This window comes from Thioclava sp. NS-SX20 (genome assembly GCF_057380695.1).
This window is the reverse complement of sequence record NZ_JBXXRY010000004.1, coordinates 20,839-46,375: the sequence shown is the minus strand read 5'-3', so window position 1 is coordinate 46,375 and position 25,537 is coordinate 20,839. Positions and strand designations below refer to the sequence as shown.

General features: G+C 65.9%; 21 protein-coding genes. 10 read left to right on the top strand and 11 right to left on the bottom strand.

Annotated features, from left to right (window positions below; genetic code table 11):
* Positions 1–3 precede the first annotated feature (3 nt).
* The 3 genes from AC2ISB_RS17980 to AC2ISB_RS17970 all read right to left on the bottom strand — a co-directional run bounded on the left by AC2ISB_RS17980 (position 4) and on the right by AC2ISB_RS17970 (position 3,092).
* Positions 4–1,041 carry a DUF4123 domain-containing protein gene (locus tag AC2ISB_RS17980; protein ID WP_486577349.1) on the bottom strand — a complete coding sequence of 346 codons (1,038 nt, stop codon included), beginning with the start codon at positions 1,039–1,041 and terminating at the stop codon, positions 4–6.
* A gap of 286 nt (positions 1,042–1,327) precedes the next feature.
* Complete coding sequence (locus AC2ISB_RS17975; protein ID WP_486577358.1) at positions 1,328–2,356, bottom strand: Ldh family oxidoreductase; 1,029 nt, start codon at positions 2,354–2,356, stop codon at positions 1,328–1,330.
* Between the two features lie 106 nt (positions 2,357–2,462).
* Entirely contained in the window at positions 2,463–3,092 is a 630-nt protein-coding gene (locus AC2ISB_RS17970) for a helix-turn-helix domain-containing protein (protein ID WP_339110122.1), read from the bottom strand.
* Positions 3,093–3,272: 180 nt separating this feature from the next.
* On the opposite strand from AC2ISB_RS17970, the gene AC2ISB_RS17965 reads away from it, so the two are divergent.
* The 3 genes from AC2ISB_RS17965 to AC2ISB_RS17955 are packed head-to-tail and all read left to right on the top strand — an operon-like array spanning position 3,273 to position 6,504.
* On the top strand, positions 3,273–4,232 hold the full coding sequence (locus tag AC2ISB_RS17965) for a dihydrodipicolinate synthase family protein (protein WP_330628242.1): 960 nt from the start codon (positions 3,273–3,275) through the stop codon (positions 4,230–4,232).
* Entirely contained in the window at positions 4,223–5,230 is a 1,008-nt protein-coding gene (locus AC2ISB_RS17960) for a 4-hydroxyproline epimerase (protein WP_486577347.1), read from the top strand. The genes AC2ISB_RS17965 and AC2ISB_RS17960 overlap by 10 nt, the downstream gene beginning before the upstream one ends.
* A gap of 5 nt (positions 5,231–5,235) precedes the next feature.
* Positions 5,236–6,504, top strand: a complete 1,269-nt coding sequence (locus tag AC2ISB_RS17955) for an NAD(P)/FAD-dependent oxidoreductase (RefSeq protein WP_486577345.1) — start codon at positions 5,236–5,238, stop codon at positions 6,502–6,504.
* Between the two features lie 102 nt (positions 6,505–6,606).
* On the opposite strand, the gene AC2ISB_RS17950 is transcribed toward AC2ISB_RS17955, so the two are convergent.
* The 4 genes from AC2ISB_RS17950 to AC2ISB_RS17935 form a co-directional block, all read right to left on the bottom strand.
* Entirely contained in the window at positions 6,607–8,424 is a 1,818-nt protein-coding gene (locus AC2ISB_RS17950) for an acyl-CoA dehydrogenase (protein WP_486577343.1), read from the bottom strand.
* Positions 8,425–8,529: 105 nt separating this feature from the next.
* Positions 8,530–9,450: an electron transfer flavoprotein subunit alpha/FixB family protein gene (locus AC2ISB_RS17945; RefSeq protein ID WP_486577342.1), complete on the bottom strand. Its 921-nt coding sequence runs from the start codon at positions 9,448–9,450 to the stop codon at positions 8,530–8,532.
* Positions 9,450–10,196 (bottom strand): electron transfer flavoprotein subunit beta/FixA family protein, encoded by a 747-nt coding sequence (locus tag AC2ISB_RS17940; RefSeq protein WP_486577341.1) that lies wholly within the window; start codon positions 10,194–10,196, stop codon positions 9,450–9,452. Before AC2ISB_RS17940 ends, AC2ISB_RS17945 begins: the two co-directional genes overlap by 1 nt.
* A gap of 46 nt (positions 10,197–10,242) precedes the next feature.
* A complete protein-coding gene (locus tag AC2ISB_RS17935; RefSeq protein WP_341485535.1) occupies positions 10,243–11,925 on the bottom strand; it encodes an acyl-CoA synthetase in 1,683 nt (560 codons plus the stop codon).
* 174 nt (positions 11,926–12,099) lie between these two features.
* Between AC2ISB_RS17935 and AC2ISB_RS17930 the strand changes: the two genes are divergently transcribed.
* The 4 genes from AC2ISB_RS17930 to AC2ISB_RS17915 all read left to right on the top strand — a co-directional run bounded on the left by AC2ISB_RS17930 (position 12,100) and on the right by AC2ISB_RS17915 (position 16,652).
* A complete protein-coding gene (locus AC2ISB_RS17930; RefSeq protein ID WP_339110115.1) occupies positions 12,100–13,983 on the top strand; it encodes an ATP-binding protein in 1,884 nt (627 codons plus the stop codon).
* On the top strand, positions 13,980–14,684 hold the full coding sequence (locus tag AC2ISB_RS17925) for a response regulator (protein ID WP_339110114.1): 705 nt from the start codon (positions 13,980–13,982) through the stop codon (positions 14,682–14,684). The genes AC2ISB_RS17930 and AC2ISB_RS17925 overlap by 4 nt, the downstream gene beginning before the upstream one ends.
* A gap of 156 nt (positions 14,685–14,840) precedes the next feature.
* A complete protein-coding gene (locus AC2ISB_RS17920; RefSeq protein ID WP_486577340.1) occupies positions 14,841–16,220 on the top strand; it encodes an aminotransferase-like domain-containing protein in 1,380 nt (459 codons plus the stop codon).
* Between the two features lie 255 nt (positions 16,221–16,475).
* Positions 16,476–16,652 carry a hypothetical protein gene (locus AC2ISB_RS17915; RefSeq protein WP_339110112.1) on the top strand — a complete coding sequence of 59 codons (177 nt, stop codon included), beginning with the start codon at positions 16,476–16,478 and terminating at the stop codon, positions 16,650–16,652.
* 66 nt (positions 16,653–16,718) lie between these two features.
* Here the strand turns inward: AC2ISB_RS17915 and AC2ISB_RS17910 are convergent, their stop codons facing one another.
* Positions 16,719–17,474, bottom strand: coding sequence for a sulfite exporter TauE/SafE family protein (locus AC2ISB_RS17910; RefSeq protein ID WP_330628231.1), 756 nt, complete (start codon positions 17,472–17,474; stop codon positions 16,719–16,721).
* A gap of 577 nt (positions 17,475–18,051) precedes the next feature.
* Here AC2ISB_RS17910 and repA point away from each other — a divergent pair.
* The 3 genes from repA (at position 18,052) to repC (ending at position 21,617) form a co-directional block, all read left to right on the top strand.
* Positions 18,052–19,230: a plasmid partitioning protein RepA gene (repA, locus tag AC2ISB_RS17905; RefSeq protein ID WP_330628305.1), complete on the top strand. Its 1,179-nt coding sequence runs from the start codon at positions 18,052–18,054 to the stop codon at positions 19,228–19,230.
* Complete coding sequence (gene repB, locus AC2ISB_RS17900; protein ID WP_486577339.1) at positions 19,218–20,192, top strand: plasmid partitioning protein RepB; 975 nt, start codon at positions 19,218–19,220, stop codon at positions 20,190–20,192. The genes repA and repB overlap by 13 nt, the downstream gene beginning before the upstream one ends.
* Before the next feature lie 189 nt (positions 20,193–20,381).
* Positions 20,382–21,617, top strand: coding sequence for a plasmid replication protein RepC (gene repC / locus AC2ISB_RS17895; protein WP_486577338.1), 1,236 nt, complete (start codon positions 20,382–20,384; stop codon positions 21,615–21,617).
* An 80-nt stretch (positions 21,618–21,697) separates the two neighbouring features.
* Here the strand turns inward: repC and AC2ISB_RS17890 are convergent, their stop codons facing one another.
* The 3 genes from AC2ISB_RS17890 to AC2ISB_RS17880 are packed head-to-tail and all read right to left on the bottom strand — an operon-like array spanning position 21,698 to position 25,359.
* On the bottom strand, positions 21,698–22,360 hold the full coding sequence (locus AC2ISB_RS17890) for a tetratricopeptide repeat protein (protein WP_486577337.1): 663 nt from the start codon (positions 22,358–22,360) through the stop codon (positions 21,698–21,700).
* Entirely contained in the window at positions 22,357–23,037 is a 681-nt protein-coding gene (locus AC2ISB_RS17885) for a Fe2+-dependent dioxygenase (protein ID WP_330628227.1), read from the bottom strand. The genes AC2ISB_RS17890 and AC2ISB_RS17885 overlap by 4 nt, the downstream gene beginning before the upstream one ends.
* A 54-nt stretch (positions 23,038–23,091) precedes the next feature.
* Positions 23,092–25,359, bottom strand: a complete 2,268-nt coding sequence (locus AC2ISB_RS17880) for a TonB-dependent receptor (protein ID WP_486577336.1) — start codon at positions 25,357–25,359, stop codon at positions 23,092–23,094.
* Positions 25,360–25,537 lie beyond the last annotated feature (178 nt).

Genomic DNA, 25,537 nt, shown 5'->3' with positions numbered 1-25,537 from the left:
TCCTCAGTTGGACATCATCTGATAGGCGCTGATCAGCTGCCGCGCCTTGGCACGCCCTGACAGGAAGGGATTGCGTGTGGCATAGAAAAAGGCCGGTTCGCGCAGAAGATCAAGACCGGTCATCAGGATGATCGACACGATGGCCGCGGCCTGACGCAAATCGCGGATGCCCAGCCGCCAGAGGTCTTTCACCAGACCGAAGCGCCGGACCCTGTCCAGCCGCTCGAATTGCAGGTGCAGCGCCATATCCTCCTTGTGCAGGAAGGCGCTGATCTCGCGGCCCAGCCCGTCGATCTGCACAAGCGGCACCCAGCGGGCGGCGGCCTGACGCAGGGGGGCGGTGCAGAGCGGCGCGGGCCCGCGCGGCTGCGGGGCAAAGCCCAGCATAAGCAGGTGATCGCGCAGCGGCGGCTGATAGAGCACCGCCCGCAGCGCCTCGCCCGCGAAGGCGCGGCCAAAGGCGGGGTCGCTGTGCAGCAGCGGGCGCAGACCATGCAGCACCGAGGGCACATAGAAGCGGAAATACTGCCACCCGCCGGTCTCGGTCTGCAGCATCGTCAGTTTGCGCAGATGCGCGCGCAGGTCGTCGATGTCCAGCGGCGAGATGAACAGGCTGGCCGCGTTGCGCCCCCAAAGCGGGCCAGGCACGCCCGTGCGGGCGAAAAGCGCGCGGGTCAGGCGGTCGGGCGGGGCAAGGCGCACCAGCATCGGCGCCACCTCGGCCAGCTCGTTTTCCTTGCGGCCCTGCAGGAGCGAGCGGCAGTCCAGCCCCGTGGTCTCGACCCTCATCCGCAGATTGGGCGTGGCGGCCCCGTCAAGCACCGCATAGAGATGGTGGCCTTGGGCCAGCAGCGGGGCCAGCGCCGCCCCGACCGCAGGCGGCAGATCACCGGAAGGCAGCGGCCCCCCGTCGGCCAGTGGCGGGCAGGCCAGTGGCAGGCAGGCAAAAGACAGCGTAGGCGATGGCTGCGCCGGATCGGCAGGGCCGTCTTGCGGCAGGGACAGCCGCTGCCAGAAATCATCTTCGTCATCGGGCGACATCGGGGATCTGCCTGTAAAACCTTGCCTGTCTCTTGCCTGTCCATGTCCCGCAAAGCCGGCCCCGAAGCGGCCGCATTTTCAGGCGACAGGATCAACTGCTGGCTGAAATACGCGCCGCTTGCAAGCGCCTTTTTCAGGGGCGCTCCGGAAGGGCCAGTGGGACGGGATCAGTGGGACGGGGCTTTGAGAAGGGCCCCCGATACGCCTCTTGCAGACGCGCAGCAGAAGAAGGGCGGCCAGAGGAAGGGCGGCGCAGGGCCCCCCTTCCCGCGCGGAAACGCGCCACTCAGCGCAGGGCGTCGGGCTGGGACAGGCGCTCCAGCAGCGCCAGCTCCGCCCCGGTCAGCGCGATGCCATCTGCCAGCGCCTGTGCGCGGGCCTTGAAGCGGCGCTGCGAGGGCAGGCGCGCGCCCTGATCCTCGATCGCGCCCAGCAGCCGCTCCGCCTCGGCAATCGGGTCGCGCCCCGAACGGGCGGCAAAACGCGCCGGATCAAAGGCAAGGATCAGCGCCCCGTGGCGCGGCAGAAGATCGCCCGTGCCCATGAAGTCCAGCGCCTCGCGGCTCATGAATTCGCCCAGCATCGCGCCTGCCAGCAATTCGATCATCGTGGCAATGGCCGAGCCCTTATGCCCGCCAAAGGGCAGCATCGCGCCCGCCAGCGCCGCGTCGGGGTCGGTCGTCGGGCGGCCCTCGGTGTCGATGGCCCAGCCCTCGGGGATCGGCGTGCCCGCGCGGCGGTGCAGCTCGATCTCGCCGCGCGCGGCCACCGAGGTGGCGAAATCCACCACATAGGGATGCGCGCCCTTGCGCGGGAACCCGAAGGCAAAGGGATTGGTCCCGAACAGCGGCACTTTCCCGCCCGCCGGGGCCACGAACGCATAGCTCGGGCACATCGACAGCCCCGCCAGCCCCTCTTCGGCCAGCGCCTCGACATCATGCCATAATGCCGAGAAATGCAGGCAGTCGCGGATCACCAGCGCCGCCAGACCGTAGTCGCGCGCCCGTGCCACCAGCGCCGCCTTGCCCGCGTTGAACGAGGCCGGTGCGAAACCGCCGCCCGCATCCACCTCGACAATGGCCCCGCCCGCGTCCTGCACCACCGGCACCGACACCCCCGAGGCCTTGCCCGCCGCAAGCACCTTCAGGCAGCCCTCCAGCCGGTAAAGACCATGCGATTTGCAGTGATCGCGCTCGCCCGCCACAATCACATGGGCCACGGCCTGCGCATTGGGCGCGCTCATGCCATGCGCAAGCAGGATCGTCTCCACGCGGCGCTCCAGCGCCTCGACCGTCACGGTCTGCATCTGTTCCATCAGGGTCTCCTTGCCGGTCACCGCGACAGGCGGCGCCTCATCATGTTCAAGCGCCTGTGCGGGCGCGCAATCGGGGTGGGGGTTCGGGGGGTCTCGGCGGGCGGGATCAGACATCGATATAGGTGCAGGCCCAGAACACCTTGGTTTCGCCATCCTCCAGCGCGCGCAGCCCGTGCCGCATCGTGCTGTCGAAATAGGCGCAATCGCCGGGTTCCAGGACCACGGGGGCGTAATGTTCGACATACAGCTCGACCCGCCCGCTCAGCACAAACAGCGTCTCCTCGCCATTATGCGCCTCCAGATCGGCAAGGGTCAGCGGCGCGCGCCGTTCGACCCGCGTCACAAGCGGAATGATCTTCTTTTCCGACAAGGCGTTACACAGCACCTCATATTCGAAATTGGTGGTGCGCACCTTGCGCCCCTGCCCCGCCTTGGTCACTGTCATGCGGGTGGTGGGGCTGATCTCCTCCCCCGAGGAAAACAGCCGCTCCATCCCGATCCCGTAGGCGCGCGCGATCCGCACGAGGTTCTCGTAACTGGGCGAGACGCGGCCATTCTCGATCTTGTGGATGGTCGACAGCGCCAGACCGGTGCGCTGTGCGGCGGCCTCCAGCGTGTAGCCGCATTCCTGCCGGACCGCTTTCATCCGCGCCCCCAGATCGCTGCGCAGCTGCTGGCGCTCCTGTTCCCAGCTTTCCTCGGGCATGGCCGGAGGGGATTTTTCTATTTCGGTCATATTTTTCTTTTCTTACCAATTATGGTTGTTTAAGCATATTCCTGACGCGGGAACAACCGCGTTCTTCGGCCCTGCGCCCGTTTCTGCCACCTCACCGCCCTCCCCCAACGCTGCCAAAGGCCCCGCACAGATCCCACACAGACCCCGCACAGATCCCGCACCACAGATAGAGAGAGCCCCATGAACACAGATGTCTTCTTCGGCACCCTTCCCGCGCTGCTGACCCCCTGCACCCCCGACCGCAAACCCGATTTCGACGCACTGGTGCGCAGGGGGCAGGAGGTGATGGCGGCGGGCATGTCGGGCGTGGTCTATTGCGGCTCCTGCGGGGACTGGCCGCTTCTGAGCGAGGCGGAGCGGATGGAGGGCGTCGCGCGTCTGACCCGCGCGGGTGTGCCGGTCATCGTCGGCACCGGCGCGGTCAACACCGCTTCCGCCGTGACACTGGCCGCCCATGCGCAGAAGGTGGGCGCGGCCGGTCTGATGGTGATCCCGCGCCTGCTGTCGCGTGGCCAGTCGGTCGCGGCGCAGCGCAACCATTTCAAGGCCGTCCTCGCGGCGGCCCCCGATCTGCCCGCGATCATCTATAACAGCCCCTATTACGGCTATAGCACCAAGGCCGACCTGTTCTTCGCGCTGCGCGCCGAGCATAAAAACCTGATCGGGTTCAAGGAGTTCGGCGGCAAGGCCGATCTGTCCTATGCGGCGGAACATATCACCCATCAGGAGGCGGATGTGCTGCTGATGGTGGGGGTGGATACCGAGGTCTATCACGGCATCGTCAAGGCAGGCGCTGTTGGCGCGATCACCGGTATCGGCACGATTTTCCCGCAAGAGGTGCTGTTGCAGGTGGCGCTGTCGAAGAAAGCCGCCGCGGGCTGCCCCGAGGCGGATCTGCGCGCGCGCGAGCTGGAAAACGCGCTGTCGGTTCTTGCGGCCTTCGACGAGGGTGTGGATCTGGTGCTCTATTTCAAACATCTCATGGTGCTCAAAGGCCATGAGGAATACCGCCTGAACATCAACCGGACCGATGCGCTTTCGCCCTCGCAGGCCAGCTTCTGCGAAGAGCAGTTCCACCGGTTCACCCGCTGGTTCGGCGCATGGGTCACACAGGGCGGGGTGATTGCCGAATGCATGTGATCGACAGCCATACGGTGGGCGAGCCCACGCGGGTGATCCTTGCGGGCGGGCCGGATCTTGGAACCGGCCCGCTGGGCGAACGCGCGGCCCGGCTGGCCCGGCAGCATCGGGGCTTTCTGGAGGGCGTGATCGGCGAGCCGCGCGGGCAGGTGGCGATGGTCTGCGCGCTGCTGGTCGAACCGGTCGATCCAAGCTGCGTGACGGGCGTGATCTATTTCGACGCCGATGCGGTTCTGGGCATGTGCGGGCATGGCACGATCGGGCTGGCGGTGACGCTGGCGCATCTGGGCCGGATCGGGCCGGGACGCCACCGCATCGAGACGCCTGCGGGGGTGGTCACGGTCGTGCTGCATGATGCCCATACCGTGACGCTCACCAATATCGAAAGCCGCCGCGTGGCGCGCGATGTCAGCGTCGAGATCGCGGGTTACGGCACGGTTTCGGGCCATGTCGCCTATGGCGGCAACTGGTTCTATATCGTCGATCCCTCGCCCGAGCCGGTGCGCCCCGACAATCTCCGCGCGCTGACCGATCTGGGCGTGGCGCTGCGCGAGACACTCAATGCGCAGACGGGCAATGCGCAGGCGGGCAATGCGCAGGCGGGCAATGGCTGGGTGATCGACCATGTGATCCTGCACGGGCCGTCCGACAGGCCGGGCCTGCATAGCCGCAATTTCGTGCTCTGCCCCGATGGGGCCTATGACCGCTCGCCCTGCGGCACGGGGTCCTCGGCGCGGCTGGCCTGTCTGGCCGCCGATGGCCTTCTGGCAGCGGGGCAGGAGATCGTGCAGGAAAGCGTGATCGGCAGCCCCTACCGGCTGTCCTACCAGTGGGGGCCTACGGGCGGGGTGATCCCCTCGATCACCGGTCAGGCCTTCATCATGGCCGAGACGAGGCTGGTCTTCGATCCCGCCGATCCTTTCGTGAACGGCATCCCCTCTTTCCATTCGCGGTCCGGCCCTACTGGCGCGCCGCGCCCCGCACAGACCGGAGCATAGGCCCTATGGCAGACAGCAATACGACCGATATCACCGTCATCGGCGCGGGGATCGTGGGCATCACCTCGGCGCTGGAGCTGGCGCGCGCGGGGTTTCGGGTGACGGTGCTGGACCGCAAGGGCGTGGCCGCCGAGACCTCGCGCGGGAATGCCGGTGCCTTCGCCTTCGCCGATATCGAGCCGCTGGCCACGCCCGGCATCCTGCGCAAGGCGCCGAAATGGCTGCTGGACCCGCTGGGGCCTTTGTCGATGCCGCCCGCCTATGCCATGCGGATGCTGCCGTGGATGTGGAAATTCTGGCGTGCCAGCTCTGCCCGCAATTATGCGGCGGGGGTGGCGGCGCAAAGCGCGATGATGCAGCATTCGCGCGCCGCGCTGGAGCGGCTGGTCCCGCGGGTCGGCGGCGAGGCGATGCTGCGCCGCGAGGGCCAGTTGCAGCTTTACGCGACCGAGGCCGAGTTCCGCGCCAGCCAGCCCAACTGGGCCGAGAAGGAACGCCACGGCATCCGCTGCACCTATCTGCACAGCCCCGCCGAGATTGCCGAGATCCAGCCCGGCCTGAACCCCTGCTTCACCCGCGCGGGCTTCACCCCCGACTGGGTCAACGTGACCGATCCTGCCCTGTGGACCGAGCATCTGGCGCAGGCCCTGCGCGACCTCGGCGGCCGGATCGAGCGGGCCGAGGTGCGCCGCCTGCGCCCGACCGAGACGGGGGTCGAGATCGCCACCGATCGCGGCCCCCGCCATGCCGCGCAGGTGGTGCTGGCGGCGGGCGCGTGGTCGCACAGGCTTGCCAGACATCTGGGCGATCACCTGCCGCTGGAAACCGAGCGCGGCTATAACACCACCTTCCCCACCGCGACAGTCGATCTGCGCACCCATGTCACCTTCCCGATGCACGGCTTCGTGGTGACGAAAATCGGCAATGGCCTGCGGGTGGGCGGGGCGGTCGAGCTGGGCGGGCTGGACCTGCCGCCCGATTACAGACGCGCCAAGACCCTGCTGCAAAAGGCGATGACCTTCCTGCCGGGGCTACAGGGCACGGGCGGCACCGAATGGATGGGCTACCGCCCCTCGCTGCCCGACAGCCTGCCCGCCATCGGACATGCGCGCGCCACGCACCGCGTGATCTATGCCTTCGGCCACGGCCATCTGGGCCTGACCCAATCGGCAGGCACCGCCGAGCTGGTCTGCGCCTTGGCGCAAGGCGCGCGCCCGCAGATCGACCTCACCCCCTTCGCCCCCGCCCGCTTCACGGCGCGCGGGGGGCGATAGGCGGGCAGGGTCAAAGGGCAGGCCCGCGCCCCACCCTGCCACGGCGCTCCCGTCAGCGCGAGATCCGGATCTGGCCCATATCAAGCCCGTATCTGGCCCGTATCAGGCGCTGATCGCGAAATCCTCCGGCTCCAGCGCAAGGATGCTGGCGGCCCCGTCCTCGACCATCCTGCGCAGGGCGCGCGCCATCGGGAAACATTGCGCCATATAGAAATCGGCCATCGCCAGTTTCGCGCGGGCATGGGCTGTCTGCCGCCCCGCCGCCAGCCGCTTGGCCGCGTGATAGGCCGCATCGCCCATCGCCCACGCCCCCAGACACAGGCCGAACAGCTCCAGCACCGCGCAGGCCGAGGCCTGCGGTTCCTGCCCGTTCTGGCCGATGATCCATTGCGTCACCTCCTCGACCAGCGCCGCCGCCTCGTTGACCTGCGCCGCGAGGCGGGCCCAATCGGGGCCACCCGGAGCTGCCCGTTCCCGACCGGCCCGTTCCAGACCGGCCTGTTCCAGACGCGCCGCCGAGGCCCGCATATCGGCCACCAGCGCAAAGGCCGCAGCCCCCTTGTCCAGCGCGATCTTGCGCCCGACCAGATCCAGCGCCTGAATCCCCGTGGTGCCTTCGTAGATCGAGGTGATACGGGCATCGCGCAGATGCTGGGCGGCTCCGGTTTCCTCGATATAGCCCATCCCGCCATGCACCTGCACCCCCAGCGAGGCGGTGCTCAGCGACAGCTCGGTCGACCATGCCTTGACCACGGGGATCAGCAGATCCACCCGCTGCTGGTGCCAGTGCTGCTGGCGGGCATCGTCACTATGGCGGGCAAGATCCAGCGAGCGCGCGGCGCGATAGGCCAGCACCCGCGCCGCCTCGGTGCGCGCGCGCATCAGCCCCAGCATCCGGCGGATATCGGGATGGCTGATGATCGCGGTGCTGCTGGCCCCCTGCGGAACCCGCCCCTGACGGCGTTCCAGCGCAAAGGCCACCGCGCCCTGCGTGGCATGTTCGGCAATGCCCACCCCCTGCAACCCCACCCCCAGACGCGCATTGTTCATCATGGCGAACATGTAATGCAGCCCCTGATTGGGGGCCCCCACCAGATAACCTATGGCCCCGCCCGCGTCACCGAAGGACATCGTGGCGGTCGGGCTGGCATGGATGCCCATCTTGTGCTCCAGCGAGACGCAGCGCAGGTCATTGGCCGCCCCCAGCGTGCCATCGGCATTGACCAGCCGCTTGGGCACGATGAACATCGAAATCCCCTTGGTGCCCGCCGGCGCATCGGGCAGGCGTGCCAGCACGAGATGAATGATATTCTCGGTCATGTCATGCGCGCCATAGGTGATGAAGATCTTCTGCCCCGACACCCTGTAATGATCGCCCTCGGGCACCGCCCGCGTGCGGATCGCGCCCAGATCGGAGCCCGCCTGCGGCTCGGTCAGGTTCATCGTGCCGCTCCACTGGCCGCTGACCAGCTTGGGCAGATAGAGCGCCTTTTGCGCCTGCGAGGCATAGAGGTCGATCGCCTCCACCGCGCCCTGTGTCAGCATCGAGCAGAGCTGGAAGGCGGTATTGGCACCGGAGAACATCTCCTGCACCGCCGAATTGACCAGCGCCGGCAGGCCCATCCCGCCACAGTCGCGGGCCACGGGCGCGTTCCAGCCCATCTCGCACATGCTGTGATAGGCCTCGGCCCAGCCCTCGGGCAGGGTCACCCTGCCCTGATCGAAGCCCAGTCCGGCACGGTCTCCGGCGGCATTCAGCGGGGCCAGCACCTCGCCTGCGAATTTGCCCGCCTCCTGCAGGATGGCGCGGGCGGTTTCGGGGTCGAGATCGGCAAAGGCGGGCAGTCGGGTGATGTCGTCAAGGCCGCAAAGCTCTTCCAGCACGAACATCATGTCCTCGATCGGGGCGGTATAGGTCATCAGGCTCTCTTCGGATAGGGGGTAAGAAAACACCGCCCCCCAAAACAGTGCCGCATCCGGTGCCACAGAGGCTTTGGCCGGAGAGGCTCGGGGGGCGGGACAGGGTCAAAGGGCGTCGGTCAGTTCGGGCACGGCCTGAAACAGATCCGCGACCAGCCCGTAATCGGCCACCTGAAAGATCGGGGCGTCCTCATCCTTGTTGATCGCCACGATCACCTTGGACTCCTTCATCCCCGCCAGATGCTGGATCGCCCCCGAAATCCCGATGGCGATATAGAGATCGGGGGCCACGACCTTGCCCGTCTGGCCCACTTGCAGGTCATTGGGCGCAAAGCCCGAATCCACCGCCGCCCGCGAGGCCCCCAATGCCGCGCCCAGCTTGTCGGCCAGCGCGCCGATCAGCGCGAAATCGCTTTCCGAGCCGATCCCGCGCCCGCCCGACACCACGATTTTCGCCGAGGTCAGCTCGGGGCGTTCGCTGGCAAGGACGCGGTCCTCCACAGGCTGCGACAGCCCCAGATCGCCCGGCCCCGCCACGGCCCTTATCGGCGCGCTTGCCCCCGTGGGCGCAGGCGCGAAGGCCGTGCCGCGCAGCGTCAGCACCTTGAGCGCCTCCTGCGAGCGCACCGTCTGCAGCGCGTTTCCGGCATAGACGGGGCGGCGGAAGGTTTGGGCATCGAGGATCTCGACCACATCGGGGATGATCATCACATCCAGCAGCCCCGCCAGTCGCGGCAGGATATTGCGCCCATAGGCCGTCGCGGGGGCCAGAATATGGCTGTAGCCCGTAGCCAGCCCCGCAAGGAGGGCGGCGATATTCTCGGCGCTGCCCTGCGCATAGGCGGCATCGCCGGCCTGCAGGACCTGCGCCACCCCCGTCAGGCGCGCGGCGGTCTGCGCCGCTTCGTCCGGCCCGCAGACCAGCAGATCGACCGCGCCCAGTTCCTGCGCCGCCGTGACCGCCTTGGCCGTTGCATCAAGGGCCAGCGCCTGACCCTGCATTTCCGCCATGACCAGAACTGCCATCAGACCAGCCCCCCTTCTTTCAGTTTCTCCAGCAGCTCGGCCACCGAGCCCACCTTCCGCCCTGCCGCGCGGGCGGCGGGTTCGTCGGTTGCCAGCACCTGCAGGCGCGGGTCGGCAGGCACGCCGAACGTGGCAAAGTCCCGCTCGGCCAGAGGTTTCTTCTTGGCCTTCATGATATTGGGCAGCGAGGCATAGCGCGGCGCGTTGAGCCGCAGATCGGTGGTGACCACGGCAGGCAGCGGCACCGACAGCACCTGCAAACCGCCATCCACCTCGCGGGTGACCTGCGCGACACCCTCCGCAATGCGCAGCTCGGAGGCAAAACAGGCCTGCCCCCAGCCCAGCCGCGCGGCCAGCATCTGGCCCGTCGCGCTCATGTCATCGTCAATCGCCTGTTTGCCCGCGATCACCAGCCGCACCTCTTCCTCCTGCGCCAGCCGCGCCAGCACCTTGGCAATCGCCAGCGGCTCGAGCGGGGCGTCATGGCGCACCAGAATGCCGCGATCAGCGCCCATTGCCAGCGCCGTGCGGATCACCTCTGCCGCCTTCGCCTCGCCGATCGAGACAACGACCACCTCATGGGCCACGCCCTGTTCCCTCAGCCGGATCGCCTCCTCGACGGCGATCTCGTCGAACGGGTTCATCGACATTTTCACATTGGCCAGATCCACGCCCGACCCGTCGGGGCTGACCCGCGGCTTGACGTTGTAATCGATGACCCGTTTGATCGGCACCAAAACCTTCATTCTTCAATCCTTACGCAAATTCTGGCCTCACCCAAATCTGGCCTGTTCAAGCGGTCGTGCCGCTGAGATCCTGCGTTGCCGCAGCACTGCCGTCCCCCTGTTCGGGATGGCGGGCGCGCTCGCGCAGCACGAATTTCTGGATCTTGCCGGTCGAGGTCTTCGGCAGCGGGCCGAAGATCACCGCCTTGGGCGCTTTGAAATGCGCCATGCGCTCGCGGCAGAAGGCGATGATCTCGGCGGCACTGGCGGTCTCGCCCGCGCGCAGATCGACAAAGGCGCAAGGGGTCTCGCCCCATGTCTCGTCGGGGCGCGCCACAACGGCGGCTTCCAGAATGGCGGGATGTTTATACAGCACATCCTCCACCTCGATCGACGAGATATTCTCGCCGCCCGAGATGATGATATCCTTCGAGCGGTCCTTCAGCTCGATATAGCCATCGCCATGCAGAACCCCCAGATCGCCCGAGGCAAACCATCCCCCGCGCAGGCTTTTCTGCGTGGCCGAGGGGTTTTTCAGATAGCCCTTCATCACCACATTGCCGCGCATGAACACCTCGCCCAGCGTGGTGCCATCGGCGGGCACGGGGACCATCGTGTCGGGATTGGCCACCATCAGATCGCCCAGCCCCAGATTGCGGACCCCCTGCCGCGCCTTCTTGGTGGCGCGCTGGTCGGGCGGCAGCGCGTTCCAGTCGTCCTTCCATGCACAGACGACCGAGGGCCCATAGGTTTCGGTCAGCCCGTAGACATGGGTGACCGCGATCCCCATCGCCTCCATTTTCTCCAGCACGGCGGCAGGCGGCGAGGCCCCTGCCGTCATCGCCTTGACCTCGTGGTCGAACGCCTGCAGCGCGGCAGGGGCATTGGCCAGCATGTTCAGGATGATCGGCGCGCAGCAGAAATGGCTGACCTTCTCGTCGCGGATCAGCTGGAAGATCGGCTCGGCGCGGACATGGCGCAGGCAGATGCAGACCCCCGCATTGGCGGCAATCGCCCAAGGGAAACACCAGCCGTTGCAATGGAACATCGGCAGCGTCCACAGATAGCGCGCATGATGGGGCATGCCCCATGTCATGATCTGCGAGATCGCGTTCAGATAGGCCCCGCGATGGTGATAGACCACGCCCTTCGGGTTGCCGGTCGTGCCCGAGGTATAGTTGAGCGAGATCGCATCCCATTCCTCGGCCGGCCCCGCCCAGTCAAAGGCCGGATCGCCCTCGGCCAGCAGATCGGCATAGGTCAGCGCCCCGATCCTGTGCCCGCCCTCGAAACTGGCATCCTCGATATCGACGACCAGCAGGTCGGTCAGGCCCGACATATGGATGGCCCGCGCGACCAGCTCGGAAAATTCGGGATCGACCAGCACCACCTTGGCCTCGGCATGGGCCAGCGTGAAGGCAATGGCCTCGGCATCGAGACGGGTGTTGATGGTGTTGAGCACCGCGCCCGCCATCGGCACGGCGAAATGGGCCTCGAACATCTCGGGGATATTGGCGGCAATGATCGAGACGGTGTCGTTCTTGCCGATGCCGCGCTGCACAAGCGCCGAGGCCACCGCCCGCATCCGGGCGTAGCTCTCGCCCCAAGTCAGACGGAGATCGCCATGAATGATGGCGGGAAACTCCGGATAGATATGCGCGGTGCGCGCAACGAAACTCAATGGGCTCAAGGCTTCGAAATTTGCCGCGCCCCGCTCCAGAGATGCGTCATAAATGCTGTGCAGATCCAAAATTTCCTCCCTCGGGTCCTCCGGTGCCGCTCCCTGCACACGGTGCCTCGCGCCAGCAGGACATAGAAATCTTCCGCAAATTTGCCCCAAATGTAACGAATTGTGACGCAGCTCTGAATCCGCTTGGAGTTGCGCGCGATTTTGGCAATCATGGCGGCGGGGAGAAGGGGCAGAATGGGCAAGGCACAGGCATATCCGCAAGGCGAGGGCCGGATCGGGCAGGCGATCGCGACCTTTGGCACCGATCACCGGATGATCTGGTGCAATGCGGCTTTCGCGCGTCTCTATCGCGCCCACGGGGCCGCGCCCGATCTGGCGCAGGTGCTGGACGGGTCTCTGTTCGGGGCGGTGCCCGAGGCGATGGGCGGCGGGCTGTACCGCCTGCCCGAGCTGGAATTGCAGCTCGACGATATGGGCGGGGCCGGAACCATCGTGACCTGCCGCCAGATCCGCCCGCCCGCACAGGACCCCGGCGCGCTGCAACGGTTGATCGAAACCCGCACCCGCCAGTTGATCGCCAGCGAGGAACGGCTGCGCATCATCGCCAATGAGGTGCCCGCAGGCATTGCCCATATCGACGAGGATCTGACGATCCTCTATGCCAACCGCCGCTTTGCCCGCGCCTACGGGCTGACCCCCGAAACGATGATCGGGCGCAATACCCGCGATGTGTTGCATTGCAACACGATGGAGCAATCGGCGCGGTTTTTCGAACAGGCGCGGCGCGGTATGGTGGTGGATTTCGAGATGCGCGTCGAATTGCCCGGCGCGCGGTTCAAGGATGTGCGCACCCTGCTGCGCCCTGCCAGACCGTCAAGCGGCGAGGTGATCGGCTTCTATCTGGTGTCGATCGATGTGACGCGGCGCAAGGAAACGATGAACGCGCTCATGCGGTCGCAGAAGATGGATGCGCTTGGCCGGATGGCCAGCGGGATCTCGCATGATTTCAACAACCTGCTGACCATCATTCTGGGCAATCTGGTGCCCTTGTCCGAGCAGCTCGGGCAAAGCCCGCTGCGCGAGGAATTCCTGCGCCCCGCCATTTCCGCCGCACGGCGCGGCTCGGACCTGACGCGGCGGCTGGTGTCGCTGGCGCGCCGCGAGGAGCTGGACCCGCTGGCCACCGATATCGGCGAGGCCACGCAGGAGATCTGCGCGCTCTTACGCTCGTCCATTCCCTCGACGCTGACGCTGGAGCTGCTGCACGACCCTGTGCTGCCGGCCGCGCTGGTGGACCGTTCGCAACTGGAGATGGCGCTGTTGAACCTTGCGCTGAATGCGCGGGACGCCACCGGCGGGCGCGGCACGATCCGGATCTGCCTGTCGGCCCATGACCTGCCCGCCGAAGAGGCGGAGGTCTCGCGCATTCCCGCCGGTCGCTATCTGCGCATCCTGTTCGAGGATGATGGCTGCGGCATCCGCCCCGAGATCCTCGAACGGATCTTCGAGCCCTTCTTCACCTCGAAACAGGGCGGGGCCGGATCGGGGCTGGGCCTGTCGATGGTCTATGGTTTCGTGCAGCAGTCGAATGGCACGATCCATGTCGATAGCCGCCCCGGCATCGGCACCAGCTTCACCATCCTGCTGCCCAGTGTGGACCTGTCACCCGCCCCGCCCCGCGCCCGCCCGGCCCCCCTTCCCGCGCGCCCGCCCTTCCCGCCCGCCGCGCAGACCGCGCCCCCGCGCCACGGCGTGACGCTGATTGTCGAGGATGATGCCGATCTGCGCCACCTGCTCTGCCGCAGGCTGGCCCATGCGGGCCATGCGGTCATCGATGCCGCCTCCTCGCAGGAGGCGCTCGCGCTGATCGGACAGATCGAGGACATCCGCGCCGTGATTTCCGATATCGACATGCCCGGCACCATGACCGGCCTTGATCTGGCCGTGCATCTGCGCCGCCATCGCCCCGATCTTCCGGTCACCCTGATGAGCGGCAAGCCCAAGCCGCTGCAGCCCTGGCCCGAGCATGTGGGCTTTGTGCAAAAGCCCTTCGATCCGGCGATCCTGCTGGACCGCCTTCCCTCTCCCTGGCCTCTGGAAAGCGACGCTGCACCATGACCCATGTGTTCCTTCTCGAAGATGATGCCGATATCCGCCAGACCATCCAGCGCTCGTTGCAGGCGGACGGGTTCGAGGTGCAGTGCTTCTCCCATCGCGCCGAATTCCTGCGCGCCATGAAAAGCGGGGCCCCCGATCTGTGCCTGATCGATCTGGGCCTGCCCGACGGGGACGGGCTGAGCCTTCTGGGCTCGGCCAGCCTGCCGCGCTCGGTGCCGCGTATCGTGGTCAGCGGGCGCGGCGGGGCCGAGGACCGCATCCTCGGGCTGGAAATCGGCGCGGATGACTACATCGTCAAACCGTTCGAGCCGCGCGAGCTGACCGCCCGCATCCATGCGGTCCTGCGCCGCAGCGACCAGCAGCGCGCCGCGCGGCCCGACACGCAGCGCCCCGTTGTGCGCTTTGGCGCATGGACCGCCGATTTCGATGCCTGCGCGCTGTGCCACGAGGATGGCGAGGTGCTGCAACTGTCCTCGGCAGAGGCCGATCTGCTACAGGTTTTCGTGCGCTCGGCGGGGCGGGTGCTGACCCGCAACCAGCTTCTGGATGCCGCCGCCACCCGCGGCGACGACCCGTTCGACCGCGCGATGGATGCACGGGTCTCGCGGTTGCGTCGCAAATTGCGCGACGACCCGCGCGCGCCGCAGATCATCCGCACCGTCTATGGCGCGGGCTATGTGTTCGTGCCCAAGGTCAGCTGACCGCCGCCCGAAGCCGGACAACCCGCGCCCCGCTCCGGCAGGGCGCAAAGCGGCACGGGAAAGGCGCGGGACAGGTGCGGGGCGGGGCGGGGGCAGACAATTCTCCCTTCAATCGCGGGGCGCTTTGGACTAGGCATCTTGCGACAGGAGTGCAAGATGACCGACTGGACCCCCAAGCCGAATGACAGCGGCAAGCCGCATTACCTTGCCATCGCCGATGCCATCGGGGCGGATATCGCCGCGGGCCGCCTCAAGGCGGGGGACCGTCTGCCGCCGCAGCGCCGCCTTGCCGCTGCGCTGGGGATCGATTTCACCACCGTCTCGCGGGCCTATACCGAGGCGCAGGCGCGGGGGCTGGTGACCAGCCATGTGGGGCGCGGCAGCTTTGTCAGCGACCCCCCCGCCGCCCTCCCCGCCGCGCCGCTTGCGGACCCTGCGCGCCGTGCCGCCGAAGACCTGTCGATGAATATGCCGCCCGAGCCGACGGATCCGGATCTGCTGGCCGGAATGCGGGCGGGGCTTATGGCGGTGTCGGGCCAACTGGTCGACCTGCTGCGCTATCAATCCCCCATCGGCACCGAGCCCGACCGCCTTGCCGCCCGAAGCTGGCTGGGGCCGCGCGGTCTGGATGTGGCGCTCGAGCGGATTGCGGTTACACCGGGGGCGCATGCGACAATGGCGGCGGTGCTGTCGATGCTCTGCAAGGCCGGAGACCATGTGCTGTGCGAACAAGTCACCTATCCCGGCATCCGCAATATCGCGGCGCGGTTCGGGGTGACGCTGGTCGGGCTGCAGACCGATGCCCGCGGCGTGGTGCCGGAGGCGCTGCAGGCGGCCATTCGCCGCCATCGGCCGAAGGCGCTCTATCTCAACCCGACATTGCACAACCCGACCACGCTGACCCTGCCCGCCGAGCGCCGCGCGGCGCTGGCGGCGATTTTGCGCGCCGAGGGGCTGGCGCTGATCGAGGATGATGCCTATGGCTTCGTGCCCGCCGAGGCGCCCGCCCCGCTGGCGCAGCAGATCCCGGAGCTGACATGGTATATCGGCGGGCTGTCGAAATGCCTCGGGGCGGGGCTGCGGCTGGCCTTTACCGTCACGCCGGATGCGCGCGCCACCCACCGGCTGACACAGGCGATCCGCGCGCTATCGGTCATGCCCGCGCCGCTCTCGCTGGCCCTGACAACGCGCTGGATCGAGCAGGGCACCGCCGAGGCGCTGCGTCAGGCGCTGCGCAACGAGACCGCCGCCCGTCAGGCCATTGCGCGGCGCGCGCTGGAGGGTTGCGACTATGCCACCGCCACGTCTGCGTTCCATATCTGGCTGCAGCTGCCGCAGGGGCTGGGGCGGGCGGATGTGATCGCGCGGATGGCGGGGCAGCCGCTGGGGCTGATGCCATCGGATGCCTTCACCGTGGGGGCCGTCCCGCAGGACAGGCTGCGCGTCTCGCTGGGGGGCTCGATCTCGCGCGCGCAGCTCCAGACAGCGCTGTGCCATCTGGGCCACGCGCTTTCGGCGCAAGGCTATATGGGCTGAGCGGCCCTTGCGGGCGGCAAGGCCCTGTAAGGCGGCGCTTGTGCAGTCAATATGCATACAATAGTGGGGCCGATACACCGGCCAAAGGCCCGAATCCGCCTTATATCTCTGTATTTTTCCTAAGGAAGGGAATCGCCTTGCCCCAGCCCTTGCGCGTTTGTAGGATCGTGACGACTCGTGAAGTCATACAATACCCATACAATCCGCAAGCATGCCCGCGCCACGCGGCCTTGCTCCGGCAGAAGGAGAGCGACAATGATCTGGGTTCCCATCCTGTTTGGCGTGTTCAAATTTGGCGCACTCGGGGCCACGATCTTCCTGTCCATCAAATCGCATCGTGATGGCGAGGAGGAAGAGCGGCAGAAGAAGGAAGCGGCGGCCCGATCCGAGGCCCCGCTCCCTGACGCATCCTCCAACGTGCAGGGCCCCTGAGATCGCGCGCCAGAGCGGCGCATGGTCCCGCCTGCAAAGGGGCTCCCGCCCCCGAACCCTCCCCTCTCAGGCGGCCCCTTTCAGGAAGAACAGCGCGCTCATGCCCAGCCCCACCAGAATGATAAAGCGGCGCAACAGCACGGTATTGCCGATCCGGCGGGCCAGTCCGGCCCCGATATAGCCGCCAATCGCACAACAGAGCCCGACCAGCACGAGGCTCTCCCATGCAATCAGCCCCGCCAGACTATAGGTCACCACCGACACCAGCGACAGCACCAGAGACAGCAGGTTTTTCAGCCCGTTCATCCGGTGCAGATCCGTCATGCCGATCAGCCCGAACGCGGCCAGCAGCATGATCCCCAACCCGCCGTTGAAATAGCCGCCATAGGCGGAGACGCCAAAGAGGATGGCCAGCGCCACCGGCGTCGAGGCGCTGTGCCCGCGCCGCGCCAAGCCACGCATCAGGAGCGGACCGCCCGCGAAGGCCAGTGTCGCCAGCAGCAAGAGCCACGGGACGACGCCGGAAAACAGCGCTTCGGGCGTCACCAGCAGCAACCCCGCCCCGACCAGACCGCCCGCAATCGCGGTGCCGCTCAGCGCCGCCAGCGAGGGCCGCCCCGCCCCCGCGATCTCGCCCCGATAGGCCCATGCGCTGCCGACATAGCCCGGAAGCGCGGCAAAGGTCGCGGTGGCATTGGCCATGACCGGAGGCACGCCGGCCCAGACCAGCGCCGGAAAAGACAGGAATGTCCCGCCCCCCGCCACCGCATTCAGCGCCCCCGCCCCCAGCCCCGCCAGAGCGAGCACAAGATATGTCAGCATGGTCGTCCTCCTCCGCTGCCCTCCTTGTGTGGCATGATCGGGGCGCGGTCTGCAAACCGGTATAGGCCGCCGCTGGATTGGTGCAAACCAACACCTATCACGGCGGGTCGTGTGATCTGATGCGATGACCCGAGATCCTCCCAAGGGGGGCAGCCCCCCTGCCCCGTGCAAGGCGGGAATCGTGCAGGGGGGCACGGCGCAAGAGCGTGCCCTCCTGCGCCCCGAAACCGGCGCAGGGGGCGGTGTCGCCCGATGCGTGCAAACAGAATCAACGCGCCCCGCAAGGGTGGAGGGCGCGGGTATGTCGCAAATATGGCGCGCGCCCTGCGGCACTGACCTGCGGCGAAAAAACCGCAGACCCTTTGTTTTTTGGACTATTTTCCAACGGCTTGTAAGGGATCTGGCGCATTCTGGCGCGCAGGGGGGCCGCGACGGCCGCCGTGGCTACGCCATTCAAAGTAAAAAAAGATTTGCTAAAATGCCGAGTCTCGCCATAGAAACGGTAAAAACGAGCATGACGCTAAACAGCGTTCTTAAGAAGAGCGGCGCAAAAACCGCGCGCAGAACAGGTGATCCGATGAGCGAGACCACGATCCGCATCAACGAGCGCATTCGCCGGAATGCGGAGAATATCGCGTCTGCGCTGGAAAACCATATGCTTTCGGTCTTCGCGCCCGATGCGCGCAAGGAATTGCGCCTGTTCTCGGCCGGTGAGGCCGCCGATCTGCTGGGAATCTCCACCTCGTTCCTGCGCAAACTGCATTTCGAGGACAAGATCCACGAGGTCCAGACCAGCGGCGGCGGACGCCGTTTTTACAGCGCGCAGGATCTGGCCAGCATCCGCAGCCATCTCGATAGCGGTGCCAAAGTGCCCGGAAGCTATCTCAAGGGGCGGCGCGCGGGCGACAAGGTACAGGTGCTGTCCTTCCTCAACTTCAAGGGCGGGTCGGGCAAAACCACCAGCACGGTGCATGCCGCACAGCGGCTGGCGCTGAAAGGCTATCGGGTCCTATGTGTCGATATCGACCCGCAGGCCTCGCTGACCACGCTGTTCGGATACCGCCCCGAGGTGGATTTCCTGACCACCGGCACGATCTATGACGCGATCAAATACGACGATCCGGTGCCGCTGGCGCAGGTGATCCAGAAGACGTTCTTCCACGGGATCGACCTCGCCCCCGCCGGTCTGATCTTGCAGGAATTCGAGCACGAGACCCCGCGCGCGCTGATGAACAATGTCCAGCCCGCCTTTTTCAGCCGGATGGCGATGGCGCTGGCCGAGGTCGAGGCGGCCTATGACCTGATCCTGTTCGACTGCCCGCCGCAGCTGGGCTATCTGACGATGTCGGCGCTGTGTGCCTCGACCGGATTGCTGATCACGGTGGTGCCGAACATGCTCGATGTCGCGTCGATGTCGCAGTTCTTGCAGATGAGCGCCGATCTGCTGGATGTCGTCAGCGATGCCGGTGCGCCGATGGAATATGATTTCATGCGCTTCCTGATCAACCGGATGGAACCCAATGACGGGCCGCAGCAGCAGGTTGTGGCCTTTTTGCGCAATCTCTTCGGCAAGGAAGTGATGACCAATGCGATGCTGAAATCGACCGCGATTTCGGATGCCGGTCTGACCCATCAGACAATTTACGAGGTCGAACGCAGCCAATTCCACCGCAACACCTATGATCGTGCGCTAGAGTCACTCAATGGAGTGAATGATGAGCTTGAATCGCTGATTCAGGCGGCATGGGGTCGCTGAGAAAGGAACACACCGAGATGGCACGCAAAGGTATCCTGAATAGCAACATCACGCCGGCGGCAGAAACCCAGCCTCGTCAAAGACTTATGCCGCAAGGGGCGGTGGGGGCGCTGCAATCGAGCCTGACCAAGCTGCAAGAGAATGCGGTGCAGGAAATCAACCCTGCGCTGATCGACAATGCCGGTCTGGAAGACCGTCTGGGGCTGGACCCTGTGGAACAGGCGCGGCTGAAGGAAAGCCTGCAGACCTATGGGCAACAGGTGCCGGTGCTGTTGCGCCCGCATCCCAAGACGCCGGGCCGGTTCGAGATTGTCTATGGGCGCCGCCGTCTGGCCGCGCTGCGCGATCTGGGTCTGCCGGTCAAGGCGATGGTGCGCCAGCTTGATGATCACGCGCTGGTCATGGCGCAGGGGCAGGAAAACAACACCCGCACGGATCTGAGCTTTATCGAAAAAGCCAGCTTTGCCGCGCAGTTACAGGCATCGGGCTATGACCGCCCGACGATTGCCGCAGCCCTTGCGATGGATCTGCCGATGGTCAGCCGGATGCTGAAGGTCGGTCAGGCCTTCCCCCTGCCCTTCCTGCGCCAGATCGGGCGCGCGCCATCGATCGGGCGCGAACGCTGGATGACGCTGGTCAAGCTGTTCGAGGATGCCGCCGCGCGCAGCCGTGCCCATACATTCATGAACCGCCCCGAATTTGTGGTGCTCCAGACGGATGCGCGCTTCGAGGCGGTGCTGGCCGCCGCCCAGAACAAACACCGCGCCGCCCCTGCCCCCATCAAGGCAGAGCCGCGCAAGGCCACGATCACCACGGCACAGGGCACCCCGCTTGCCCAGCTCAGGGCCACCGATAAGGGGCTGAGCCTGTCGGTGAAGACCGAAGGCTTTGATGCGTGGATCGAGGAGAATGCCGAAGACCTGCTCAATGAATGGTTTGCCCGCTGGCAAGCCGAAAAATAATGCAGGCCGAGCAAGAGCAATGAAACCAGAACAGGAGGCACATCTCGGGACCCCCAAATAAGAAAAGCCCCCCAAGCAAATTGGAAGGCCCTTCTCGTCGTTAGCACCTACGGGATACCTTGCCTTTCGCGCCACGTCAACTCTGCCGCTTGGACAGGGCCTGATTTTTTGCGTCCTGCGTGAACGTTCATGACATATTTCTCCACGCGTATGCACGGGCAGCCGGTTCAGGCCCTGCCCGATGGTCCAGTATTGTCAGCTGACAAATGGGCCATTGTCGAGGATCTGACCGAGGCTGCGGCGGATTTCGGTCTGACGCATCGCAGCATTGCGGTGCTGCGGGCGATGCTGACCTTTTTCCCCGAGCGCAGCCTCCCTGCCCTGCCCGGACGCGCGATTGTCTTTGCCTCCAATGACAGTCTGGGCACCCGTCTGGGCGGCATGCCCGAAAGCACCCTGCGCCGTCATCTGGCCGCGCTGGTCAGCGCCGGTGTGATTGCCCGCCATGACAGCCCCAACCGCAAACGCTATGCCAAGCGCATCGGCGGCACGATCGCGCGGGCCTTCGGTTTCGATCTGGCGCCGCTGGCCCAACTGGCGCGTCGCATCCACCAGAAAGCCTGTGACGCTCAGGCCCGCGCGCAGGAACATGCGGCCCTGCGTCAGGACGTGCTTGTGGCGCGGCAGGACCTGCTGAGCCATCTGCCGCAGGCGGATCGGGACGAGGGCGCGCATCACAGCCACAGCGCGCTTCTGGCACGGACCAAGCTGATCCTGCGCCACAAGAACAATGCCGCCGCACTCAAGACCCTGTTGCAGGACTATACCGAGGCGCTCGCACAGCTGGGCCAAACGGGTCATCCGCAAATGGGATATGTTGAAAAAGCAGCGGAAATGGATGCCAGCAACAGCGAGAATGAGCGGCACCAACAGAGGGTAATCAATAAAAAAAATCCAGAGCCTCGAACAAGCGGGGCAACGGATATTCGCCCCGAAGATCCGGACCGCGAAGCTTCAGGGCCCGAAATCTCACGCCCTGAACGGCAAGGTGCCGCCCAGCAAGCTTCTGGGCAGGCCAATCGCGACAACCGGATGGGATCGGCTCTGCCGATGCTCGCGGACTTCGCCGAATACTGCAAGATGTATCCCGAAACCGCTCGGGACTGGCGAGAGCTGCACCAGCAGACAACCCAGCTTGTCGCGATGATGGGGATCGACGCACAGGTCTATGAAGAGGCGCAGCATATCATGGGAGCCGAAATCGCCTCTATCGCCGTGCTATGCCTGTTGGAACGCTTCGAGAGGCTGCAAAATCCGGGCGGGTTCCTGCGCCATCTGACGCAGTGCGCCCGTTCCGACAGATCCGGATCGCGGGGGCAGGTGGTGGCACGCTTGCTGCGGGAAACGGGGAGAATTGTCAGCTGACAATTCCTGTCCGGCGTCGGGACTGCGCGCTTTGGCCAGACGAAAGCGCCTGCACGGCCGCGCTGTCACAAAGGAACCGGTCAGCCCCCGTTCTGGCCCTGCGCCTCCAAGGCACGGGCTTTCTGCGCCAGAGCGGCAGCGGCGGGAAATCCGAACCCCTCGATGGCCTCGGCCAGCCCCGCCCAGAAGCCCCTGAACCCCTGCCCCAGCGCCTCGGTCCAGTGGTGGCAGGCACGCGCCTCCTGCCCTGCAAGCGCCGCAAGACGCCCCAGATTGAAGCTGGCCCAGCAATCGCCCGCCCCTGCCCCGATGTCGTAATACATCCGCGCGCGCGGCAGATCGGGGGCCACGCCGCGGCCGGTTTCATAGCATTGCCCCAGCATGTTATAGGCCTTGTCCAGCCCCGCCTCTGCCGCCTGATGATAGAGCGCGACAGCCTCTGCCGGATCGCCAAACGGGGCCGGTGCCTGAAGGTAGAGATCCGCCAGATTGAAGCGCGCCCAGACATGCCCGCGGGCAATGGCGCGGCGATACATGGCGATTGCCAGCCGCAGGTCCTTGCGCCCGCCGCGCAGCCCCAGATGGGCGATCCGGCCCAGCATGTTGAAGGCGCGTGGCTCGTCCTGACGGGCCGCCGCCGAAAACGCCTCCCATGCCGCTTCGGGGTTTCCGGCGCTCAGCAGCATCTGCCCGAGGCCAAGCTGCACCTCGCAAAGCGATGCGCGGCAGGCCGGCGCGCTCATAGCTCCGCCCATAGCCGGACAAGGTTGTGGTAATGGCTGACAAAGCGTTGCAGCGCCTCGCCCTCGTCGCCGTAGGTGGCGCGCATCTGGCGGATCGCGGTGTCGAGATTGTAGAGCATGGCGCGTTTGTCATCTTCGCGCACCATGGATTGCGCCCAGAAGAACGAGGCCCAGCGGCTGCCACGGGTCACCGGCGTGACGTGATGCAGGCTGGAGGAGGGGTAGACGATCATATCGCCGGCTGGCAATTTCACCCGCTGCTGGCCGAACGTATCCTCGATCACCAGCTCGCCCCCGTCATAGGCCTCGGGATCGGTGAGGAAAATCGTGGTCGAGACATCGGCCCGCAGCCTTGCACCTCCGGCCACGGTGCGGATCGCGTTATCGGTATGGGCACCGAAGGTCATGCCGGTGTCATAGCGGTTGAACATCGGCGGCAGCACGCGCAGGGGCAGGGCGGCGGCATTATAGAGATCGTTGCGGGCCAGAGCGCGCAGGATATGCTCGCCCAGCCGCTGCGCGATCTCGCTGTCGGCGGGGATCTGCAGATTGTGCTTGGACTGCGCCGCCAGATCGCCGGCGGTCAGGCGGCCATCGGCCCATTGGCTGGTCTCCAGCGCATGGCGGAACTGCGCCACGTCCTCGGCGCTGAGAATATTGGGAACATGGATCAACATGGGATGTCTCGTCTGGAAAGAAAAAGGGGCAGGGGGTGGCCCTGCCCCGTCCGGTCAGAAGTTCTTGGTGAAACTCAGCCCGAAGGACCGCCCGCCGGTGGGCGTGGCCCGTGTGCCGTTGAAGGCCGCACTGTAATTGTCGTGATCGGTCAGGTTATAGGCGTTGAAGCCGATACGGTAGCTGTCGGTGGTGTAGGAAATCGCCGCATCAAGGCTGACCGTTTCCGGGATCTCGGCGGTATTGGCCGCGTTCACATAATAGGCCGAGGCATATTTGATCCCGCCGCCCACCGACAGATCGCCCGACAGGTGGGTCTTCTCGGGGCCGAAATGATAGGCGGTCCACAGCGTAAGGTTATGTTTCGACACGCCCGGAGCGTCATTGCCGATGGTTGCGGCATCGATCCCGCGCCCGTTGATCACCTCGCCGTCAAGATAGGCATAGCTGGCGCTGACGGTCCAGTCGTCGTTGATCTGGCCGGTCGCCCCCAGCTGCACGCCACGGATCCGCACCGCATTGCCCGCATCCGAGAAGCCGGTGGAGACGGTGCCGTCATCATTGACGGTAAAGGAGTTCTTCTTGCGGATCTGGAAGGCCGCGCCGGTCAGCCCCAGAGTGCCGTCAAACAGGTCCATCTTGCCGCCGATTTCCAGATTGTCCGACCGCTCGGGGTCATAGGCATCATTGGCCACTGTCGCGCTGGTGCCTTGCGAGCTTTGCGCGATATCGGTGCCGATCGGGCGATAGGAGCGCGAGGCGGTGGCATAGACCATCGTATCGGCATTGGGTTCCCAGATCACGCTCAGCGAGGGGCTGATGCGGCCCGCGCTGGTATCGGTGTTGGTTTCGGTGCTGGAGCCGATGGTGTAGCCGTCGAAGGTGCTGCGGAAATAATCCGCCCGTGCGCTGGCCTGCACCGACCATTGCTTGTCGATAGAGATCCGGTCGGCGGCGACGATGCCGATATCGGTCGCGGTGGAATCCGAGGCGGTATCGTAATCATAGCTGCGCGACACACCGGCGCCCGAATGGGACGGGTCGATCACCGTCTGCGTGACGCGGCCCGTTGTGCTGCCGCGCACCCGACGGTCGGTCTGATAGGTCAGGTCCAGCCCCAGCAGCGCCTTGTGACGCATCCCGAACAGCTCGCCCTCGGCATGGGCGGCCAGCATGTTCTCGAAGCCCCAGCCGGATTGTCTGTAGGCAACCCCGCCGCCTGCCCCATAGCTCATATCGACATTGGTGCCCGCCTGCAGAAGCGCCAGATTGGCGGCACTGACCGAGCCCGGCGACGTGATCGCGAAATCGCGGTTATAGTTTTTGAGCCGCGTGTCATTGGTCAGCGTGACCCCGTTCGAAAGCGTGGTCTCGAAGCTGGAGGTCAGCGTGTGGTTGCGGGTCTCGTCCTTGTCGCTGTCGCGGACATAGGAGGTGCTGCTGTCATAGCCCGGAATGTCGTATTCCAGAAGCGGGCGGGCGATCCCGTCCGAGCCGGTGGCCATCGGCTGTCCCTGATCGGGGGTGCCGTCGCCGTGGTAATATTCATAGCCCAGATGCCAGGTGGTGCTGGTGCCCAGCCCCATGCCGTAATCCACCGCCAGCCCGCGCGCATCGACCGAGACATTGTCACGCCCCGCCGCATCGCCATTCTGGTTCATGATATTCACGCGCACGGCCGATGTCTCGGAAAGCTGCCGGTTCATATCCAGCGTCTCGCGGGTGCTGAGGCCCGATTTGACACTGCCCGAAACCGAATTGGCATCGCCCAGATGGGCTTTCTTGGTCTGCTGGTTGATCACGCCGCCCAGATTGCCCACGCCGAAGGCCTCGCCGGTGGGCCCCTGGATCACGGCCACGGATTCGGTGTTATAGGTGTCATGCGCATAGGTGCCGAAATCGCGCAGGCCATCGGTATAGATGTCGCCCGCCGCCGAGATGCCGCGCAGTTTGAACTGGTCGCCCTCAAGGCCGCCACGGCCCTCGCCGCTGGACAGCGTCACCCCCGGCACATTGCTCAGCGCCTCTTCAAGCGTGGTGATCTGCTGCTCTTTCATCGTTTCGGCCGAGACCACCGAAACGGTTTGCGGCGTGTCCTTGACCGACCCGCCCAGCATCCGCCCCGCCCCTTCGACGACGGCACCATTGGCATTGCTGCCGCTGCTGTCCTCGACATAGATCGGGTCCAGCGTGACCGCACCGGCATTGGATGTGGTGGTGGTGGATGTATCCTGCGCCAGCGCGTCCGAGGGGGGGGTGCCGATCAGCCCTGCCGCCCCGACAGAGGCGAGGACACCCGTTGCATAACGAGATTTCGAAGCCATGTTTCTACCTTGGTTACCGAGAAAGGATGGCTGGCGCGGCTCTGTCACAGAGGCCTTGGCTGGCTGGGTCTCGCGCAGATACCGCCGCAGGAGGGCGGCGACAATATGCCTTTTTCCCGCGCGGGGGCTGCGTGGCATCGGGGTCACGCGGGGCCTTTGCGGGCAGGGGGGCCTTTGC

What these genes read in the sequence shown, in the direction of transcription:
- AC2ISB_RS17980 (WP_486577349.1), bottom strand. Translation starts at nt 1,041, where the DNA reads ATGTCGCCCGATGACGAAGATGATTTCTGGCAGCGGCTGTCCCTGCCG.
- AC2ISB_RS17975 (WP_486577358.1), bottom strand. Translation starts at nt 2,356, where the DNA reads ATGGAACAGATGCAGACCGTGACGGTCGAGGCGCTGGAGCGCCGCGTG.
- AC2ISB_RS17970 (WP_339110122.1), bottom strand. Translation starts at nt 3,092, where the DNA reads ATGACCGAAATAGAAAAATCCCCTCCGGCCATGCCCGAGGAAAGCTGG.
- AC2ISB_RS17965 (WP_330628242.1), top strand. Translation starts at nt 3,273, where the DNA reads ATGAACACAGATGTCTTCTTCGGCACCCTTCCCGCGCTGCTGACCCCC.
- AC2ISB_RS17960 (WP_486577347.1), top strand. Translation starts at nt 4,223, where the DNA reads ATGCATGTGATCGACAGCCATACGGTGGGCGAGCCCACGCGGGTGATC.
- AC2ISB_RS17955 (WP_486577345.1), top strand. Translation starts at nt 5,236, where the DNA reads ATGGCAGACAGCAATACGACCGATATCACCGTCATCGGCGCGGGGATC.
- AC2ISB_RS17950 (WP_486577343.1), bottom strand. Translation starts at nt 8,424, where the DNA reads ATGACCTATACCGCCCCGATCGAGGACATGATGTTCGTGCTGGAAGAG.
- AC2ISB_RS17945 (WP_486577342.1), bottom strand. Translation starts at nt 9,450, where the DNA reads ATGGCAGTTCTGGTCATGGCGGAAATGCAGGGTCAGGCGCTGGCCCTT.
- AC2ISB_RS17940 (WP_486577341.1), bottom strand. Translation starts at nt 10,196, where the DNA reads ATGAAGGTTTTGGTGCCGATCAAACGGGTCATCGATTACAACGTCAAG.
- AC2ISB_RS17930 (WP_339110115.1), top strand. Translation starts at nt 12,100, where the DNA reads ATGGGCAAGGCACAGGCATATCCGCAAGGCGAGGGCCGGATCGGGCAG.
- AC2ISB_RS17925 (WP_339110114.1), top strand. Translation starts at nt 13,980, where the DNA reads ATGACCCATGTGTTCCTTCTCGAAGATGATGCCGATATCCGCCAGACC.
- AC2ISB_RS17920 (WP_486577340.1), top strand. Translation starts at nt 14,841, where the DNA reads ATGACCGACTGGACCCCCAAGCCGAATGACAGCGGCAAGCCGCATTAC.
- AC2ISB_RS17915 (WP_339110112.1), top strand. Translation starts at nt 16,476, where the DNA reads ATGATCTGGGTTCCCATCCTGTTTGGCGTGTTCAAATTTGGCGCACTC.
- AC2ISB_RS17910 (WP_330628231.1), bottom strand. Translation starts at nt 17,474, where the DNA reads ATGCTGACATATCTTGTGCTCGCTCTGGCGGGGCTGGGGGCGGGGGCG.
- repA (WP_330628305.1), top strand. Translation starts at nt 18,052, where the DNA reads ATGAGCGAGACCACGATCCGCATCAACGAGCGCATTCGCCGGAATGCG.
- repB (WP_486577339.1), top strand. Translation starts at nt 19,218, where the DNA reads ATGGGGTCGCTGAGAAAGGAACACACCGAGATGGCACGCAAAGGTATC.
- repC (WP_486577338.1), top strand. Translation starts at nt 20,382, where the DNA reads ATGACATATTTCTCCACGCGTATGCACGGGCAGCCGGTTCAGGCCCTG.
- AC2ISB_RS17890 (WP_486577337.1), bottom strand. Translation starts at nt 22,360, where the DNA reads ATGAGCGCGCCGGCCTGCCGCGCATCGCTTTGCGAGGTGCAGCTTGGC.
- AC2ISB_RS17885 (WP_330628227.1), bottom strand. Translation starts at nt 23,037, where the DNA reads ATGTTGATCCATGTTCCCAATATTCTCAGCGCCGAGGACGTGGCGCAG.
- AC2ISB_RS17880 (WP_486577336.1), bottom strand. Translation starts at nt 25,359, where the DNA reads ATGGCTTCGAAATCTCGTTATGCAACGGGTGTCCTCGCCTCTGTCGGG.